This is a genomic window from Lactobacillus sp. UMNPBX17, assembly GCF_002553735.1.
Classification (GTDB): domain Bacteria; phylum Bacillota; class Bacilli; order Lactobacillales; family Lactobacillaceae; genus Lactobacillus; species Lactobacillus gallinarum.
Map to the genome: position 1 here is coordinate 12,835 of NZ_PCYT01000011.1, position 17,361 is coordinate 30,195.

Annotated in this window: 18 protein-coding genes; 17 read left to right on the top strand and 1 reads right to left on the bottom strand. The window is 36.1% G+C overall.

Going from position 1 to position 17,361, the window contains the following annotated elements; all coding sequences use genetic code 11:
- Positions 1-5 precede the first annotated feature (5 nt).
- Complete coding sequence (locus CP368_RS03045; RefSeq protein WP_081776546.1) at positions 6-140, bottom strand: DUF4044 domain-containing protein; 135 nt, start codon at positions 138-140, stop codon at positions 6-8.
- A gap of 93 nt (positions 141-233) precedes the next feature.
- On the opposite strand from CP368_RS03045, the gene CP368_RS03050 reads away from it, so the two are divergent.
- The 17 genes from CP368_RS03050 to CP368_RS03130 all read left to right on the top strand — a co-directional run bounded on the left by CP368_RS03050 (position 234) and on the right by CP368_RS03130 (position 17,357).
- Positions 234-566, top strand: a complete 333-nt coding sequence (locus CP368_RS03050) for a DUF3397 domain-containing protein (protein WP_087175783.1) — start codon at positions 234-236, stop codon at positions 564-566.
- Between the two features lie 192 nt (positions 567-758).
- On the top strand, positions 759-1,190 hold the full coding sequence (gene mraZ, locus CP368_RS03055) for a division/cell wall cluster transcriptional repressor MraZ (RefSeq protein ID WP_087175784.1): 432 nt from the start codon (positions 759-761) through the stop codon (positions 1,188-1,190).
- A gap of 4 nt (positions 1,191-1,194) precedes the next feature.
- A complete protein-coding gene (gene rsmH, locus CP368_RS03060) occupies positions 1,195-2,142 on the top strand; it encodes a 16S rRNA (cytosine(1402)-N(4))-methyltransferase RsmH (protein WP_087175853.1) in 948 nt (315 codons plus the stop codon).
- A 13-nt stretch (positions 2,143-2,155) separates the two neighbouring features.
- Positions 2,156-2,518 (top strand): cell division protein FtsL, encoded by a 363-nt coding sequence (gene ftsL, locus CP368_RS03065; RefSeq protein ID WP_087175785.1) that lies wholly within the window; start codon positions 2,156-2,158, stop codon positions 2,516-2,518.
- Positions 2,518-4,677, top strand: a complete 2,160-nt coding sequence (locus CP368_RS03070) for a penicillin-binding protein (protein WP_098043734.1) — start codon at positions 2,518-2,520, stop codon at positions 4,675-4,677. Before ftsL ends, CP368_RS03070 begins: the two co-directional genes overlap by 1 nt.
- 6 nt (positions 4,678-4,683) lie before the next feature.
- Complete coding sequence (gene mraY / locus CP368_RS03075; RefSeq protein ID WP_025005053.1) at positions 4,684-5,652, top strand: phospho-N-acetylmuramoyl-pentapeptide-transferase; 969 nt, start codon at positions 4,684-4,686, stop codon at positions 5,650-5,652.
- A gap of 9 nt (positions 5,653-5,661) precedes the next feature.
- The gene (gene murD, locus CP368_RS03080) at positions 5,662-7,041 is read left to right on the top strand and encodes a UDP-N-acetylmuramoyl-L-alanine--D-glutamate ligase (protein ID WP_098036559.1); all 1,380 of its coding nucleotides are present in this window, start codon (positions 5,662-5,664) and stop codon (positions 7,039-7,041) included.
- Between the two features lies 1 nt (position 7,042).
- Positions 7,043-8,149 (top strand): undecaprenyldiphospho-muramoylpentapeptide beta-N-acetylglucosaminyltransferase, encoded by a 1,107-nt coding sequence (murG, locus tag CP368_RS03085; protein ID WP_087175788.1) that lies wholly within the window; start codon positions 7,043-7,045, stop codon positions 8,147-8,149.
- Between the two features lie 16 nt (positions 8,150-8,165).
- The gene (locus CP368_RS03090; RefSeq protein WP_098043735.1) at positions 8,166-9,023 is read left to right on the top strand and encodes a cell division protein FtsQ/DivIB; all 858 of its coding nucleotides are present in this window, start codon (positions 8,166-8,168) and stop codon (positions 9,021-9,023) included.
- A 62-nt stretch (positions 9,024-9,085) separates the two neighbouring features.
- Positions 9,086-10,444, top strand: coding sequence for a cell division protein FtsA (gene ftsA, locus CP368_RS03095; RefSeq protein ID WP_025005049.1), 1,359 nt, complete (start codon positions 9,086-9,088; stop codon positions 10,442-10,444).
- Between the two features lie 14 nt (positions 10,445-10,458).
- Positions 10,459-11,817 (top strand): cell division protein FtsZ, encoded by a 1,359-nt coding sequence (ftsZ, locus tag CP368_RS03100; RefSeq protein ID WP_087235781.1) that lies wholly within the window; start codon positions 10,459-10,461, stop codon positions 11,815-11,817.
- 17 nt (positions 11,818-11,834) lie between these two features.
- Positions 11,835-12,275, top strand: a complete 441-nt coding sequence (locus tag CP368_RS03105; RefSeq protein ID WP_025005048.1) for a cell division protein SepF — start codon at positions 11,835-11,837, stop codon at positions 12,273-12,275.
- Positions 12,275-12,577: a YggT family protein gene (locus tag CP368_RS03110; protein ID WP_087175791.1), complete on the top strand. Its 303-nt coding sequence runs from the start codon at positions 12,275-12,277 to the stop codon at positions 12,575-12,577. The genes CP368_RS03105 and CP368_RS03110 overlap by 1 nt, the downstream gene beginning before the upstream one ends.
- Positions 12,577-13,377, top strand: coding sequence for an RNA-binding protein (locus CP368_RS03115; protein WP_087175792.1), 801 nt, complete (start codon positions 12,577-12,579; stop codon positions 13,375-13,377). Before CP368_RS03110 ends, CP368_RS03115 begins: the two co-directional genes overlap by 1 nt.
- Positions 13,353-14,150, top strand: coding sequence for a DivIVA domain-containing protein (locus tag CP368_RS03120; protein ID WP_087175793.1), 798 nt, complete (start codon positions 13,353-13,355; stop codon positions 14,148-14,150). The genes CP368_RS03115 and CP368_RS03120 overlap by 25 nt, the downstream gene beginning before the upstream one ends.
- Before the next feature lie 220 nt (positions 14,151-14,370).
- Positions 14,371-17,154 carry an isoleucine--tRNA ligase gene (gene ileS / locus CP368_RS03125; protein ID WP_098043736.1) on the top strand — a complete coding sequence of 928 codons (2,784 nt, stop codon included), beginning with the start codon at positions 14,371-14,373 and terminating at the stop codon, positions 17,152-17,154.
- Positions 17,154-17,357 (top strand): cold-shock protein, encoded by a 204-nt coding sequence (locus CP368_RS03130; RefSeq protein WP_003627651.1) that lies wholly within the window; start codon positions 17,154-17,156, stop codon positions 17,355-17,357. The genes ileS and CP368_RS03130 overlap by 1 nt, the downstream gene beginning before the upstream one ends.
- Positions 17,358-17,361: the final 4 nt, after the last annotated feature.

Genomic DNA, 17,361 nt, shown 5'->3' on the forward strand with positions numbered 1-17,361 from the left:
CTTTTTTAAAACATTCCTGCTCCGGCCATTGCACCGACAGCACCAGCAACAACTGCGGCTAATGTAATAACTGCCATTAACCAAGCCATTACAATTGTCAATTTTTGAAAACCAGATTTCTTCTTCTTTTTTCGTGCCATAAAAAGCCCTCCTACTTGAACAATATTTTATGCTTATTAATAGTTTTTTTCAAATGAATTGTAGTTTAGAATAAAAAGGATGGAGGATCTTTTATGCTTTTTATTTTCTTAATACCAGTTATCGGTTTGGTAGCAGCTTTTTTAATTAATAAAATTTTCCCACATGCTCAGTTTAGAGGCTATGATGTTTTGCCTTTTTTCTTGTTTGCCGCATGCAATTTAGCCACTACACATGCTAACTTGCCTTCTTTTTTACCATATGGATTTTTATTTTATTTTATCTTAGTTGTTATTGTGTCTTTAAACGATGCAATTAAAAATAAAAATATTTCATTAGGTAAAACGATTCGCAAGTTATGGGATTATTTAGCTGCTTGCAGTTGTTTTTGGTATCTTGGTTCATTAATTTTAATGTTTGCTTATTAATTTAGTTACTAATTTTTTAATAAAGTAAAAATATTTGTATATGCAAAAGCCGCAAAATTATAATATTTTGCAGCTTTTTTAAATTTTATAAAATAAAAAGATAAATAAGCATAAAAATATGTATTTTTTTCCAGAGTTTGTGGTAGAGAGTGGTGAATTGTGGTAAATTATTTAGTGGAAGGGGGCTAGACCATGTTCATGGGTGAATATCACCACAATCTTGATAGCAAGGGTCGCCTAATTATACCAGCGAAACTTCGCAATCAAATTGGAAATAAAATGGTATTTACTCGAGGAATGGAAGGCTGTATTTTTGGCTATTCGATGGAAGAATGGCAAAAGATAGAAGCCAAATTAGCAAAACTTCCGTTGACTAAGAGGAATACGCGTAAATTTATGCGTTTATTCTACTCTGGTGCGATGGAAAGTGAGTTCGATAAGCAGGGGCGTGTCAATTTTACATCGACATTAAAAGCTCATGCTGGACTTACTAAAGAATGTGTCATTGTAGGAGTTTCTGACCGAATTGAAATCTGGGCTAAGGAACGTTGGGATAGCTTTGAGGAAGAAGCTAACGAAGACTATGATGATATTGCTGAAAATTTGGACGACATTGAACTATAAAACTATGAAATTCAAACACACCAGTGTACTCTTACACGAAACTATAGATAATTTAAAACCAAAAAACGGTGGTCTTTATGTAGATGCAACTTTTGGCGGCGGTGGGCATGCCAAGTATTTGTTAAGTAAAATTGAAACTGGTACGTTAGTCGGTTTTGACCAAGATGAATATGCGATAAAATCGGCAGAGTTGAACTTCGCTGATTTATTGCAGCCAGATAGTGAACCTAAATTGAAATTAGTACATGACAACTTTAGTAATCTGGAGCAGGATCTAGTTAAGCTGGGTTACGCAGATGGAATAGATGGCATATATTACGATTTAGGTGTTTCATCACCTCAGTTTGATCAAGCTGATCGTGGCTTCTCATATCGTTATAATGCAAGGTTAGATATGAGAATGGATCAAAGTCAAGATACGGATGCATATCAGTTAGTTAATACCTTAAGTCAAAAAGAGCTAGCAGATATTTTATATCAATATGGAGATGAAAAATTCTCCCGGCAGATTGCTCATAGGATCGTAGAAAGACGTAAGGATAAGCCAATTGTGACAACCTTTGAATTGGTTGACATTATTAAAGAGGCGATTCCCGCGTATGCACGAAGGACTGGAGGACATCCAGCTAAGAAAAGCTTTCAAGCTTTACGAGTTGCTGTTAATCACGAACTTGATGTTTTACAGGCTTCACTTGAAGAAGCTATTAAGATTTTAAGACCTGGTGGCAGACTTAGCGTGATTACCTTTCAGTCCCATGAAGATAAAATCGTTAAAAAGATTTTTAAGAAGTATTCAGAGGTTGAGGTTCCAAGAGGAATGCCCTTTGTGCCAGACGATATGAAACCAACACTTCGTTTGGTAAATCGCAAACCGATTACTGCTTCAACTTCCGAGTTAGAAAACAACAACCGCTCACACAGTGCAAAACTACGGGTTGCAGAGAAGTTATAAAGAGGAAAATGCTATGGCTGACAGCTCAGCAAGAAAAATTGAATATGAACCTAGAAAACAGAATGGTTCGCAGAAACGTCAACGAATTACCCTTGATCCGCATAAAGTTCCTTACAATATTTTAGAAAAGACTTTACTAGCAATAGGAAGTATCGTCACCTTGGGAATGATGATCTTCTTGGTTTCTTCTAGTATTTCTGCAACTTCGGCTCAACATGAGCTAAGTCAAACTCAGCAGACAGTTGCTAAGGAACAGAATAGGATCACCGATTTACGTCAAGAAATTGGTGAGTTAACTTCTACTTCACGCTTAAACAAGATTGCGCGTGAAAAAGGATTAACTCTGATTAATAAAAACATTAGGACAATTCGCTAATGAAAAAAAACAGTAATTTAAAATTACAAAAATCCAAAGCCCACAGCTACCGCTTTACAGTGGGGAGATTTCTCCAAGTAGCTGTCGCTTTGGTTTTTCTTGTATTTACGGCTAGATTTTTATATATAGGTATATCCAAAACAGTTAATGGACAGAACTTATCCGCACGTACCAAGCAGCTTTATAAGCGTAATCAAGTTATTAAAGCAACACGTGGTACGATATATGATCGGAATGGATTAGCAATTGCGGAAGACTCACATTTATATACTATTTACGCGATTTTGGATAAGTCATCGATCAACTACAAGAATAAGCCAGAATATGTTGTGAATAAGTCTGAAACAGCTGAAAAGTTGGCTACAGTTTTGCCGATGTCGGCAGATAAAATTTATCGCTATTTGAATCCCAAGCAGAAGGCTTTCCAGGTTCAATTTGGTACAGCGGGTAGTGGATTAACGAGTAAGCAGAAGAAAAAGATTGAAGCTATGAAATTGCCAGGAATCAAATTCTTAGCTACGCCATCAAGACTTTATCCTAATGGTAATTTTGCTTCTCATATTGTTGGTTTAGCTCAGCCTGTATATGATAAAAAGACCAATGAACAAAATTTGGTTGGTACTATGGGAATTGAGGCTTACTTCAACAAGACTTTAACCGGTACTGATGGTTACAGAATTTCCTCAGTTGATGCTTCAGAATATCAAATGCCTAATGGCAATCAAGTATATAAACCAGTTAAAAATGGTAATAACTTATATTTGACGCTTGATTCACAACTGCAAAGTTATCTTGAATCACATATGACTGATGTACAAAAAGCATATGATCCTACTTCGATAACTGCAGTTGTTGAAGATATGAAGACTGGTAAAATTTTAGCAGCTTCACAGCGTCCAACATTTAATCCTCAGACTAAGAAAGGTTTAACCAAAGCATATCGTAATATCTTGGTTCAAGATACTTATGAACCAGGTTCTGTATTTAAAGTTCTTTCTTTTCCGGCAGTAGTTAATAGTGGCAATTACAATCCGAATGAATATTACCGTTCAGGATCAGTAAATGTCGGTGGTTCAACTATCCACGACTGGTTGACTTCTGGTTGGGGTACGATTCCATTTTCACAAGCATTTGAGCGTTCAAGTAACACTGGTTTTGTTAAGCTGGAACAAAAGATGGGTGCAAAGACTTGGAATAAGTACTTAAAGAAGTTCCACATTGGTCAAAAGACTGGAATTACACTTCCGGGAGAACAACCTGGCTTCATTTCATTCAAAACACCAGTTGACCAAGCAATTACTGCTTTTGGTCAAGCCGTTACTGTGAATGTAATGCAAATGATGCAAGCTTATAGTTCTTTGGCTAATAATGGTCAAATGGTAAAGCCACAATTAGTTGATAAGATTACTGATTCTAACGGTAAAACCCTTAAGGGCTATGAGATCAAAAAAGTTGGTTCAAAGATTTATAGCAACAAGACTAAAAAAGTTGTTTTGGCCAATATGAAGAGAGTGCTTAATAAGCAATCTGGTACTGGTAATGCCTACAAGATGGGCAATGCAGATATTGCTGTTAAGACCGGTACGGCTCAAATAGCTAATCCAAAAGGTGGTGGCTATTTGAAAGGTGATAGCAACTACATCTTCTCAGTAGTCGGTGTTTACCCTACCAAGGATCCTAGATATTGTATTTACCTAACTATCAAGCAACCTCATTTGGCTGGGACAACAGCTGAAAAGATTTTAGCTTCTATCTTTAAACCAATGATGAGTCGAATTATTACAATGGCTAAAAGTGATAATTCAACCACGACTGTTAGTGTTCCTAATTTCAAGAATATGACAGTTGCTCAAGCTTCAGCTAAAGCTAAGCAAGTTGGTCTTAACTTAGTTAAAGTAGGTGAAAAAGATAGAATTACTGCTCAAGGAATTAAGAGCAGTGAGAAATTGGAGTCTGGGGACAAGATCTTTGTATATACCTCAGGTAAAATAAATTGTCCTGATATGAAGGGGTGGAGTTTTAATGATTTACATCAATTCTCTAATATATCAGGTATTAAATTAAGCATAAAGGGAACCGGAACTGTTACCAGCCAAAGTGTGGCCAAGGGAGCAGAGTTAAAATCTGGAGAAAAAATAAAAGTTAATTTAAAGGAGTAGCATAGGATGAGTATTATGCAAGCAAGTTTTGTTGCTTTAATTAGTTCATTAATTTTGACGGTAATTTTTTTACCGTTGTTAATTAAGTTTATGCATTCGCATCATGAAGGACAGGAAATTCGTGATGAAGGGCCAAAATGGCACCAAAAGAAATCAGGAACTCCTACAATGGGAGGAACAATTTTTGTTATTGCAGCAGTAATTTCTGTTATCTGGGTTGCTGCATGGCAACATAGCTTGAACAAAGTTGTTTGGATTTTAGTAATCAGTCTTTTAGGTTACGGTATCATTGGTTTCCTTGATGATGGAATCAAGCTGTATTACAAAAGAAATTTGGGTTTAAGAGCATGGCAAAAACTTGCTTTACAAATTATTATTGCCATTGTGATTGTATTAATTGCTTCAAGCGATCACTTTAATTTTGGTTTATACATTCCATTTGCTGGAGTTGTTCATAGCGTAGCATTATTTGTAATCTTCATTATTTTCTGGTTAGTTGGCTTTTCTAATGCTGTTAACCTTTCAGACGGTTTGGATGGCTTAGCTACCGGGTTATCTGTAGTAGCCTATGGTACATATGCTTATATCGCATTTAAACAAAAGAATTTGGCTATTTTAGCCTTTTGTATGAGTGTAATTGGCGGTTTGATCGCTTTCTTTATTTTCAACCATAAGCCTGCCAAAATCTTCATGGGGGATGCAGGCTCACTTGCATTAGGTGGTGGTCTTGCTACAGTAAGTATTATGCTTAATAGACCATGGTCACTTTTGTTAGTGGGTATTGTATTTGTATGTGAAACTGCTAGTGTAATTATGCAGGTTATTTCTTTCCAAACTACTGGTAAGAGAATTTTTAAGATGACTCCTATTCACCATCATTTTGAAATGTTAGGCTGGTCAGAATGGAAAGTAGACATTGTTTTTTGGATTGTTGGTTTAGTAGGTAGTATTTTATATTTAGCAATTTGGGGATAAAAATAAAAAATGAAGGATATTAAAACTTATAGTAATAAGAATATTTTAGTTTTAGGTTTAGGTAAAAGTGGATTTGCAGTTAGCGAATTACTTTTAAAATTAGGTGCTAAATTAACCTTGAATGACAAGGCTGATCTTGATAAAAATGAAAAAGCACAAGAGCTAAAGGCTAAAGGCGTTCATGTAATTGGCGGACATCACCCAGTTGATTTACTTGAAAAAGAACATTTTGATTATTTAGTTAAAAATCCAGGTATTCCATATGAGAATCCAATGGTTAAAAAAGCTGAAGAACTAAATATTCCAATTATTACAGAGCCTGAAATTGCTTTAAGTTGTAGTGATGCTCCTTATGTTTGTGTAACAGGTTCAAATGGTAAAACTACCACTGTGATGCTCACTCAAAGAATTTTGGATCATCATTTACAAAAATCAGGTCATCATGCCTATGCAGTAGGTAATATTGGTGTGCCAATTTCTGAAGTAGTACCTAAGGCAACTAAGGATGATATCTTGGTAGTAGAAATTTCTAGTTTCCAATTACTTGGCGTAACAGATATTGATCCTAAGGTGGCTGCTATTGTCGACATTTATAATAATGTTCACTTGGACTATCACAAGACCTTTGAAAATTATGTAAATGCTAAGTTGAACGTTACTAGAACTCAAAATAGTGATGACTACTTTATTGCTAACTTTGATCAAAAAGATATTTTAGCTAAAGAAAAAGAAGTAACACCTGCTAAGATGCAAACTTTCTCAGAAACAGATTCTAATGCAGATTACTTTATTGGTGATGAATATCTTGAGAGTCACAATGAAAAGATCATGAAGATTGCAGATATCAAATTACCAGGTATTCATAATTTACAAAATAGCTTGGTTGCAATTGCAATTTCAAAGATTATGGGTGCAGATAATGATGATATTGCAGCGGTTTTGAGTACTTTCACTGGTGCTAAGCACCGTTTACAATATGTAACAACTCTTGATGGACGCAAGGTTTATAATGATTCTAAGTCAACTAATATTGAAGCAGCTACAGTTGCTATTCCTGCATTCAAAGAACCAGAAGTTTTAATTGCAGGTGGTCTTGATAGAGGATTCTTGTTTGATGATTTAGTACCATTGTTCAAGAAGCATGTTAAATCTATTGTTCTTTATGGAGAAACAAAATATCTATTAGCTGATGCTGCTAGAAAAGCTGGCATTAAAGATATTGTAATTGTTAATACTCTTCAAGAAGCTGTTCCAAGAGCATATGAGTTAAGTGAACCTGGAGATGTAATCTTATTCTCACCAGTTTGTGCTTCATGGGATCAATTCAGAACCTTTGAAGATCGTGGCGATTACTTTGTAAAATTTATTAAGGAATTGAAGACTAAATAAAATGAGAGTTATATTTACCGGCGGTGGCACAGGTGGTCACATTTACCCAATTATGGCAATTATTGAACGTTTGAAAGAACGTGGAATTAGCAAAAATGATGAAATTCTATTTGTCGGAACTAAAAAAGGATTGGAATCTAAAATTGTTCCTGCAGCTGGTGTTAATTTCAAAACAATTAACATTCAAGGATTTAATCGTAAGCATCCGTTGAAAAACTTTGAAACCATTAAATTGTTTTTGCAAGCTACCAAGAGTGCACGGAAGATTTTAAAAGAATTTAAGCCTGATGTCGTTTTGGGTACAGGTGGTTATGTTAGTGGAGCTATGGTTTATGAAGCAGCTAAAATGCATATTCCAACTATGATCCATGAATCCAATTCAGTTGTTGGTTTAGCTAACAAGTTTTTAGGCCACTATGTTGATCGCATTTGTTACACTTTTGACGATGCTGCAAAAGAATTCCCTGAAAAAAAGAAGCTAGTTAAAACAGGTAATCCAAGATCACAACAGGTTTTGAGCTTACATGAAGAAAAGATTGATATAAAGAAGAAGTGGGGACTTAGTCCAGAAATGCCAACTGTTTTAGTTTTTGGTGGTTCCCGTGGTGCTTTAGCTATCAATCGAATTATGCTTAAGTCATTAATGAATTTAAAGACTAAGCCATACCAAATTATTTGGGCTACAGGTACTTACTATTTTGATTCAGTTCAAAAGAAGTTAGAGAACGTAGATATTGGTAATAATATTAAGGTTTTGCCATACATCAAGAACATGCCCGGTTTATTACCAGAAATGACTTGTGTTGTTTCAAGATCTGGAGCAACAAGTATTGCAGAGTTCACTGCATTAGGTGTACCTGTAATTTTGATTCCAAGTCCTAATGTAACGCACAATCACCAAATGAAGAATGCATTAGATTTAGAGAAGGCTGGCGCAGCCTTGGTCATCCCAGAAGATGATCTTAACCCTAATAATTTTGTTTCTTCAATTGATCATATTTTGCTTGATGAAAAATACGCTAAAGAAATGAGTCAGGCTTCAAAGGCATTAGGTGTACCTAATGCATCTGATCAAGTGATTAAAGTGATGGAAGAGATTTCACGCTAGGAGGCCGGTGAGGCAGATGGCAAAGAAACCAGTAACGAGGATTGATCCAAGAAAGGAATTATCTCCTTATTTGAATCATGAATTCAATCAACAAAAAAATAGTCGTAAATCGCAAGCCAAGATTTCTGCCTCACTTTCTAGTTTACAGGCGGAAAGACGACGGTCACTAAGACGGCGGCTTGGTTTAATAATGTCAGTTTCAGTTTTGGCGATTGCTGGGCTAGGCTATTATATTTCTCCCTTGGCCAATATAAGTGCGGTTAAGGTGATTGGTGCTTCGGATTTACCAATTAAAGGAATCGTGAAGGCATCTAAGATCAAAGCCAGTGATAAGGTTTTTGATTATTTGTTTCAACAAAAAGATTTGAGCCAAAAATTATCTAAGAAGTATCCTGAAATACAAAGTGCCCAAGCACATTTAGGTCATGTTAACCAGCTCATATTGCAAATTAATCAACGTAAAACCGTAGGCTATTTAAAAGATGGCGATGATTATCGTAAGATTTTAAGTAATGGCAAGTTAGGCAGTACTGCAATTACTTGGGCAAAAGTCGATCAAGATAAACCTATTTTTGTTGGCTATAATAAAGCAACTTCTTTAAAAGAAGATTTAAACTTATTTAATAGTTTGCCCAAATCATTCCAAAACCAGGTAAAATTATTAAGTGGGAACACTAGACGAAAGTCACAAGTAATTTTAGTTATGAAAGATGGCAATGTAATTATTGGCAGTACCGTAACGTTAAAGAGCAAACTAAAATATTATGACGAAATTAAAGTTAAAGCTGGAAAAAATAGCTTAATTGATTTAGAAATAGGTGCGTTTAGCAGGCCATTAACTTCAAGTGAAAAGAAAGCCTACGGGGTATCGTAGCTGTTTTACTTGTTTATTTATGTTAGAATTTTTTCAAGGCAAATATTAATGGGGGCTTAATTTTGGAGAATTCAAATCTTTTAGTGGGTCTTGATATAGGAACCACAAGCGTGAAAGCAGTTGTGGCAGATTCGGGTAAAGTCATTGGTGCAGTTACTACGCCCAATTCAGGCATGAGACATGGTCAAATTGTTGATATTGATCAGACTGCAGCAGCTATCAGCCGTGCTTTAAAAGGCGTGGCAGAAAAGACTAATGCAAAAATTTATAGTGTCGTAGCCGGAATTCCAGTAGGAATGTTGCAATTAGAGACAGCAACTGGATTTGCTAATGTCGGTGAAGAAGGACAAGAAGTAAATAATGAAGATGTCAAAAGAACGATTCGCTCTGCGATTCATGCTGCTGCAAAAGATGATCGTGAAGCAATTGCTTTTTTGCCTAGTCGATTCTTAATTGATGGAAAAACTGAGGTTGATGATCCTCGTAAGATGATTGCTCGTTCACTTGGAGTAACCGGTATTTTGTTAACAGCTCCAACAGGTTCTTTGCATAACATTAAAAAAGCAATTGAACGTGCAGGCTATCACAACAATTTCTTTGTTCCAACGCCATTGGCAATTTCTAGTGTTGCATTAAATGAAAGTGAAAAGACTTTCGGTTCTGTAATTATTGACCTCGGTGGTGGAGTAAGTACAGCAACAGTAATTAAGGAAGGCCAAATCAAATACGCTAATATTGATTTGGAAGGTGGTAGCGATATCACTAATGATATTTCTGCTGTTTTAAGTATTTCTAAACGTGATGCTGAACAAATTAAATTAGATTATGGCTTTGCTGATCCGCAATTTGCTTCTAAGAATGATAAATTTGCAATTAATAGTGTAGGCTCAAATGGACAGCAAATGATTGATGAAGTTTACCTGAGTGAAATCATTAATGCACGTCTTGAGCAAATTCTAACTCGTCTTGGCAAGGGTTTAGCCAAGCATAATGCTTTGAAGCAACCGGGTGGTATTGTTATCACTGGTGGAACTAGTTTACTTCAAGGAATTGATAGTTTGACAGCCAATGGTTTAAACGTTAAAGCACGTATTTATCAACCAGATCAAATTGGTATGCGCAACCCAATTTATACAGCTGCATATGGAATAGTAAATTATTCTTACAAGATGTCAGAAGTAGACTATCTTGTTAACAGTGTAATTTACGGTTTTGGTGAAAATGTAGTTGAAGAACCAGTTTCACAACCAAAAACTTCCAAGAATTCTAAAAGAACTGTTTCTACTAGTGAAAGTGAAGCCAAAGAAGCTTATAATAGAAACAAAATGTCCGCAAGAGATGATTCTTCAGTGGACGAAGAAAATAATAATCAAGAAAAATCTAATGGCTTGAAGAGTTTCTTTAAGAAATTCTTTGATTAAAGGTGGTTAATTTAATGGATTTTACATTCGATTCAGACGACAATAAGAATGCTGTCATCAAAGTTATTGGTGTTGGCGGTGCCGGAGGCAATGCTGTTAACCGAATGATTGATGACGGTGTACAAGGTGTTTCATTTATTGCAGCAAACACTGATGTTCAAGCTTTAAACAGTAATAAAGCTGAAAACAAGATTCAATTAGGGCCTAAGTTAACAAGAGGTTTAGGTGCTGGTTCACATCCTGAAGTGGGCCAAAAGGCTGCTGAAGAAAGTGAACAAACAATTGAAGATGCACTTAAGGGTGCTGATATGATCTTTATCACTGCTGGTATGGGTGGTGGTACCGGTACTGGTGCAGCTCCTGTAGTAGCTAAAATTGCTCGTGAGACCGGTGCTTTAACTGTTGGTGTAGTTACACGCCCATTCAGCTTTGAAGGCCCTAAGCGCTCTAAGAACGCAGCAGAAGGAATTACCCAATTAAAGCAATACGTTGATACTTTAGTTATTATTGCTAATAATCGTTTGCTTGAAATGGTTGATAAGAAGACCCCAATGATGGATGCCTTCAAAGAAGCTGATAATGTCTTGAAGCAAGGTGTACAAGGTATTTCAGACCTGATTACTTCAACTGACTACGTAAACTTAGACTTTGCTGATGTTAAGACTGTTATGGAAAACCAAGGTGCAGCCTTGATGGGTATTGGTCGTGCTAGTGGTGAAAATAGAACTGTAGAAGCTACTAAGCTTGCTATTTCTTCACCACTTCTTGAAGTATCAATTGATGGTGCTAAGCAAGTATTGCTTAACATTACTGGTGGCCCTGACCTTACTTTGTTTGAAGCTCAAGATGCTTCAGAAATTGTTTCTAAGGCTGCTGGTGATGATGTCAACATTATCTTCGGTACATCAATTAACCCTAACTTAGGTGATGAAGTGGTAGTTACTGTAATTGCTACTGGTATTGATTCTAAAGCCGAAGAAGCCGCATCAAAGCAATTACCAGGACGTAGCCACCAAATTAAGGCTCAACCTAAGAAGGAAGCAGAACCTGTTGCTAATAATACTGTTCAACCAGAAAAGCAAACTGTTGACCGTCCACAAACTGTTCAACCATCTAATAATGCAGATGCGGATCATGAAGCGGAAAAGCCAAAGCAAACAATGGTTGATCCAACCAGTGTTTGGGGATTGAACGATAATCAAGATAATCAAAGAAGAAATACTAAGCCTGCTGAGCCAAAGGGTGATCATGAAAGCTTCGATACTTTTAGCAATGATGATCAAGATAGTATTTCTCAAATTGAAACTAGTGCTCAAGACGATAGTGATGATAGTGATGATATTCCATTCTTCAAACATCGTGGTGAAAACTAGTTTGGAGGTAGATACAGATGGCTTTTGATAAATTGGGTAGATTTTTCGGCATTTCCAATGATGATGAAGATGAATTGGAAAAAGAAGAATATGCTACTTCAAACAAAGATGATAATGAAAACTTACCTCTGAATTCTGTTAGTCGAGACAATGTTGTTTCGATTAAATCAGGATTAAATTCAGCCAAAAGTAAAATTGTGTTGTATGAGCCGCGTGTTTATTCTGATGCTAAAGATGTTGCACAAAACTTGTTGAATAATAAGGCAGTAGTAATTAACTTTAGCAGAATGGAAGATAGTTCCGCTCGACGAATCGTTGATTTTATCACAGGAACAGTTTATGCATTAAACGGTGAAATTCAACGCATCGGTGACAAGATCTTTTTAGCCACTCCACCTAAATTTGTGACAGATGGCAAAATTAGTGACTTAATTGATAAGAAAGATAATTTAAGTTAATGTTAAACGTAATACATTTTATTTACGTAGCTCTTACTTGGATCTTATGGCTTTACAGTCTATTTATTGTTATTGATGCAATTTTAAGTTGGGTACCAATGTTAAGTAATTCTGTAATTGGTCGCTTTTTAGATAAGATTGTAAATCCATACTTGAACTTGTTCAGAAAAGGTCCGTTTGCTAAGTTGGCCTATTCTACTGGAATTGATATTTCTCCAATTATTGGATTATTCATTTTGTACTTTGTACAGAATTATGTTCTATTTTGGATTTTTAATATTTTATTGAGGGTGTTAGGTTAATGCAAAAGCGACAAGCAAGTAAGTTTTACCCACATTTTAATCAAGAAGAAAGACCAGTAATTGATTATTTTACTGGTCTTTTTAATCAAATAATTTTTAAACATGAACCAATTTTAACCGATTTTTTAGATCCGGGTAAAAGAGCAATTCTAAAAACCATCGTGGGTAATGATGTTTTTATGCAAGAGTATGGCGGATATTCGAATGCGGAGAAAAAACGTGTTTATTTAAGCGAGGAATGGGTTAATTTGCAACCCAGCGATTATTTAATTCAGCCATATGAAATTGAATATCCACAAAAATTTATCAAAATTAATCATAGTGCGATTTTAGGTACCCTGGCTAATTCTGGAATTGAGACTGATACTTTTGGCGATATAATTACTGATGAAAATGGTAAATGGCAATTTTTTGCTAAAAAAGAATTAGTGGATTTTTTTGAAGAGCAGGTTACTCGGATTGGAAGAGCACAAGTAAAATTAAGAGAGATTTCTTTTAAAGATGTTCTAGTGCCGAAGGATGATTCAACGGAAAAGATAGAAATTGTTGCTTCAATGAGAATTGATGCAGTACTATCTGGAATTAGCAAACAAAGTCGTGGTCAGATTCAAAAAATGATTGAAAACCATTTAGTCAAATTAAATTGGCATGACATAGCAGATTCTAATATAATGGTTAAAGAGAATGATATTTTGAGTTTGAGGCATTTTGGGCGTGTTTTGATTGAAAATGTTTCGGCTACAAGAAAAGGAAAATATAAGGTGGTGCTAAAACTTTGGCAGACAAAGAAACGAAATTGACGCCGATGGATATTCATAATAAGGAATTTAAGCATCGAGGTCGTAATGGATATGATCGCTATGAAGTGGATAGTTTTTTAGATGATGTTGTTGATAATTATGGGGATGCACTTGATCAAGTAGTAGATTTAAAGAACGAAGTAGTATCTTTAAATAAAAAAGTAGAAGATATGCAGGCTCAAGTAGATGAGTATAGTAATATGAAGAAGTCGCTTATTTCTGCTCAAAAAACTGTAGATCAATTAAAAGAAAATGCGGAAGCAGAAGCCAAACGTATTCTGGATGATGCTAAAAAGGAAGCTCAAACAGAAGTTGGCTATCAAAAACAACAGCAAGAAGTTATCTCTAATGATTACAAGCGTTTAAAGAAACAAATAGGCGAATTTCGTAGTCATATGCAAGCAATGCTCCAAAATGAGATAAATAATTTAAATGATGAAACTTGGCAGCATGCTTTAGATGAATATTTCCATACGGAACGATTTTATCCGGGTAATGGTGCAGAACCAATCGGTGAAGAAGAAGAAATCGCAAATGAAACTGCAATCGATGATGAAGATATTGACAACGATGATGTAAATGACGTAAACTCTTCTCAAGAACCTGATGATTTGGATGAGGAGTTGTCAGATGATTCTGATGATGAAGAAGAAACTACTCCTAAGCCAATGACAGGCGATAGTCCGCATCATGAGACAATTAATTTAAAACCTGAAGTACCTAAGAGTTCATCAGGTCCAACAATTGTTTTCCCGGATGATTACAAAAAATAAAAATTAGATTGGCAGTAAAACTTGAGGGCAATTCAGCGAGCTAATGTTGGTGGAAGATTAGCATAAGAGCCTAAAGGTTGATCAGCTGTCTGAATGATCTAAACGTTTTTTGCACGTTACGCAAATTAAGTGGAACTTTTTTAAGTTCAATTTAGGTGGTACCACGGTTAACCTCGTCCTAATTAGGGCGAGGTTTTCTTTTTTAGAAAGGAATTTGTTAATGAGAATTAAAGACACTCTTAATTTAGGTAAAACTAAATTTAAAATGCGCGGTAATTTGCCAGTTCGTGAAGCAGAATGGCAAAAGCAATGGCGTGAAAATAAATTATATGAACAAAGATTAAAGCTTAATGAAGGTAAGCCTCGTTTTGACTTACACGATGGCCCTCCATTTGCCAATGGTAATATCCACATGGGACATGCTTTGAACAAGATCTCAAAGGATATCATTGTTCGCTACAAGAACATGAATGGTTACTATGCACCATACGTACCAGGTTGGGATACTCACGGTCTTCCAGTAGAACAACAACTTGCTAAAAAAGGCGTAGACCGTAAGAGTATGGATCGTGCTAAGTACCGTGAACTTTGTCGTCAATATGCTGAAGAACAAATTCAAAAGCAAATGAATGACTTTAAGCGTCTTGGTGTGATGGCAGATTGGGATCATCCTTATGTTACCTTGCAACATGACTTCGAAGCACAAGAAATTCGTGTCTTTGGTGAAATGTACAAGAAGGGTTACATTTACAAGGGTAAGAAGCCTGTTTACTGGTCATGGTCAAGTGAATCTACTTTAGCTGAAGCTGAAGTTGAATATAAAGATGTTGAAGCAAATTCAATTTTCGTTGCTTTCCCAGTAACTGACGGTAAAGGCATCATCGATCCTAAGGATACTTATTTCGTAATCTGGACTACTACTCCTTGGACTATTCCAGCAAACGAAGCAATCTGTGTAAATCCTAAGTTTGATTACTCAGTAGTTCAAGTTGGCGATAAACGTTACGTTGTTGCTACTGGCTTGCTTGATAAAGTAGCTGAAGAAATCGGTTGGGATGACTATAAGGTTGTTCAAACAGTTAAGGGTGCCGACATGGAATACATGAAGGCTAAGCATCCAATTTATGACAAGGAAAGTCTTGTAATTGAAGGCTTCCACGTAACTTTGGATGATGGTACTGGTTTAGTTCATACCGCACCTGGCTTTGGTGAAGACGACTTTAACGTTGGTCAAAAATATAACTTGCCAATCTTCAGTCCAGTAGATGCTCACGGTTGCTACACTGATGAAGTACCTGAACTTAAGGGCATGTTTTACCAAGACGTAGATAAGTTAATGATCGAAAAGTTAAAGGATGCTAGTGCACTTCTTAAGCTTAAGGTCTTTACTCACTCATACCCACACGATTGGCGTACTAAGAAGCCAGTTATCTTTAGAGCAACTACTCAATGGTTTGCTTCAATCGCTAAGTTTAGAGATCAAATTCTTGATCAAATTGAAAAAGCGAGCTTCATCCCTTCATGGGGTAAGACTCGTCTTTACAACATGATTAAAGATCGTGGTGACTGGGTAATCTCACGTCAACGTGCATGGGGTGTTCCACTTCCAATTTTCTACGCTGAAGATGACACACCAATCGTTACTCCAGAAACAATTGAACATGTTGCTAAGATCTTCGAAAAAGAAGGTTCAAACGCTTGGTATACTCATACTGCTAAGGAATTATTGCCAGAAGGCTTTACTTCAGAACACTCACCAAATGGTGAATTCACTAAGGAAAAGGATATTCTTGATGTTTGGTTTGACTCTGGGTCATCATGGTCAGGTGTCATGGAAAAACGTGATGGTTTACATTACCCAGCTGATCTTTACCTTGAAGGTAGTGACCAATATCGTGGTTGGTTTAACTCAAGTTTGATTACTTCAGTTGCTGTCACTGGTCAAGCTCCATACAAGCAAGTTCTTTCTCAAGGATTCGTTTTGGATGATAAGGGCCACAAGATGTCTAAGTCACTTGGTAACGTTATTTCACCTAATGACGTAATCAAGCAAATGGGTGCAGAAATTATTCGTCTTTGGGTAGCTCAAGCTGATACTACGTCAGACGTTGCTGTTTCAATGGGAATCTTGCAACAATCTGCAGAAAGCTACAGAAAGATCAGAAATACTTTCCGTTACATGCTTGCTAATACTAGCGACTTTGATCCTAAGAAAAATCGTGTTGCTTACGATGATCTTCGTTCAGTAGACCAATACATGGAAGTTAAGTTAAATGACTTAATCAAAGAATGCTTAGCAGCTTACGATAAGTTTGACTTTACTACTGTCTTCAAGAAGGTCTTTAACTTCATTTCTAATGATCTTTCAGCATTCTATCTTGATTTTGCCAAGGACGTTCTTTACATTGAAGCTGAAAACAGTCATGCACGTCGTTCAATGCAAACAGTTATCTATGATGCTGCAGTTAAGTTGGCTAAGATTTTGACTCCAATTTTGCCACACACTATGGAAGAAATTTGGGGCTTCTTGAAGGAAGACGAAGATTACGTTCAACTTGCAAATATGCCAAAAGTAGAAAACTATGCAAATCGCGATGAATTGCTTGAAAACTGGGCTAAATTCATGAAGTTGCGTGATGATGTTTTGAAGGCACTTGAAGATGCAAGAAACAAGAAGTTGATTGGTAAATCATTTGAAGCAGCCGTAACAATTTATCCAGATAAAGAAACTAAGGCCATGCTTGATGAATTAGACGCTGACTTCAGAGAAATTTTAATTGTTTCTAAGTTAACTATTTCAGATGATCCAGCTCCAGCTGACGCTGAACAACTTGCTAATGCTGCTGTTGTAGTTAAGCATGCTGAAGGTGAAGCTTGCCCACGTTGTAGAATGATTAGAACTGATATTGGTGCAGATCCTAAGTTACCAATGCTTTGTGGTCGTTGTGCAGAAATTGTTGAAGCAAACTACCCTGAAGCAGTACAAGAAGGATTAGAAAAATAATGCGTTTAGGTACTGTTAAACAATTTGATGAAGGAAGCAGTTATGGCTTTATTGAAGACGATCGCAACCACAAATCGTACTTCGTTTTCTATAAAGCTATTAAGGAAGAAGGCTATAAATCATTACGAGTAGGCGATCGAGTACAATATCAATTAGCTCAAGGAAAAAATGGCCTACAATGTGTTAATGTATATTTAGCTTAAAAAA

What these genes read in the sequence shown, in the direction of transcription:
- CP368_RS03105 (WP_025005048.1), top strand. Translation starts at nt 11,835, where the DNA reads ATGGCTTTTGATAAATTGGGTAGATTTTTCGGCATTTCCAATGATGAT.
- ftsZ (WP_087235781.1), top strand. Translation starts at nt 10,459, where the DNA reads ATGGATTTTACATTCGATTCAGACGACAATAAGAATGCTGTCATCAAA.
- mraY (WP_025005053.1), top strand. Translation starts at nt 4,684, where the DNA reads ATGAGTATTATGCAAGCAAGTTTTGTTGCTTTAATTAGTTCATTAATT.
- ileS (WP_098043736.1), top strand. Translation starts at nt 14,371, where the DNA reads ATGAGAATTAAAGACACTCTTAATTTAGGTAAAACTAAATTTAAAATG.
- CP368_RS03045 (WP_081776546.1), bottom strand. Translation starts at nt 140, where the DNA reads ATGGCACGAAAAAAGAAGAAGAAATCTGGTTTTCAAAAATTGACAATT.
- rsmH (WP_087175853.1), top strand. Translation starts at nt 1,195, where the DNA reads ATGAAATTCAAACACACCAGTGTACTCTTACACGAAACTATAGATAAT.
- CP368_RS03130 (WP_003627651.1), top strand. Translation starts at nt 17,154, where the DNA reads ATGCGTTTAGGTACTGTTAAACAATTTGATGAAGGAAGCAGTTATGGC.
- mraZ (WP_087175784.1), top strand. Translation starts at nt 759, where the DNA reads ATGTTCATGGGTGAATATCACCACAATCTTGATAGCAAGGGTCGCCTA.
- CP368_RS03090 (WP_098043735.1), top strand. Translation starts at nt 8,166, where the DNA reads ATGGCAAAGAAACCAGTAACGAGGATTGATCCAAGAAAGGAATTATCT.
- ftsL (WP_087175785.1), top strand. Translation starts at nt 2,156, where the DNA reads ATGGCTGACAGCTCAGCAAGAAAAATTGAATATGAACCTAGAAAACAG.
- CP368_RS03050 (WP_087175783.1), top strand. Translation starts at nt 234, where the DNA reads ATGCTTTTTATTTTCTTAATACCAGTTATCGGTTTGGTAGCAGCTTTT.
- CP368_RS03070 (WP_098043734.1), top strand. Translation starts at nt 2,518, where the DNA reads ATGAAAAAAAACAGTAATTTAAAATTACAAAAATCCAAAGCCCACAGC.
- murG (WP_087175788.1), top strand. Translation starts at nt 7,043, where the DNA reads ATGAGAGTTATATTTACCGGCGGTGGCACAGGTGGTCACATTTACCCA.
- CP368_RS03110 (WP_087175791.1), top strand. Translation starts at nt 12,275, where the DNA reads ATGTTAAACGTAATACATTTTATTTACGTAGCTCTTACTTGGATCTTA.
- CP368_RS03115 (WP_087175792.1), top strand. Translation starts at nt 12,577, where the DNA reads ATGCAAAAGCGACAAGCAAGTAAGTTTTACCCACATTTTAATCAAGAA.
- murD (WP_098036559.1), top strand. Translation starts at nt 5,662, where the DNA reads ATGAAGGATATTAAAACTTATAGTAATAAGAATATTTTAGTTTTAGGT.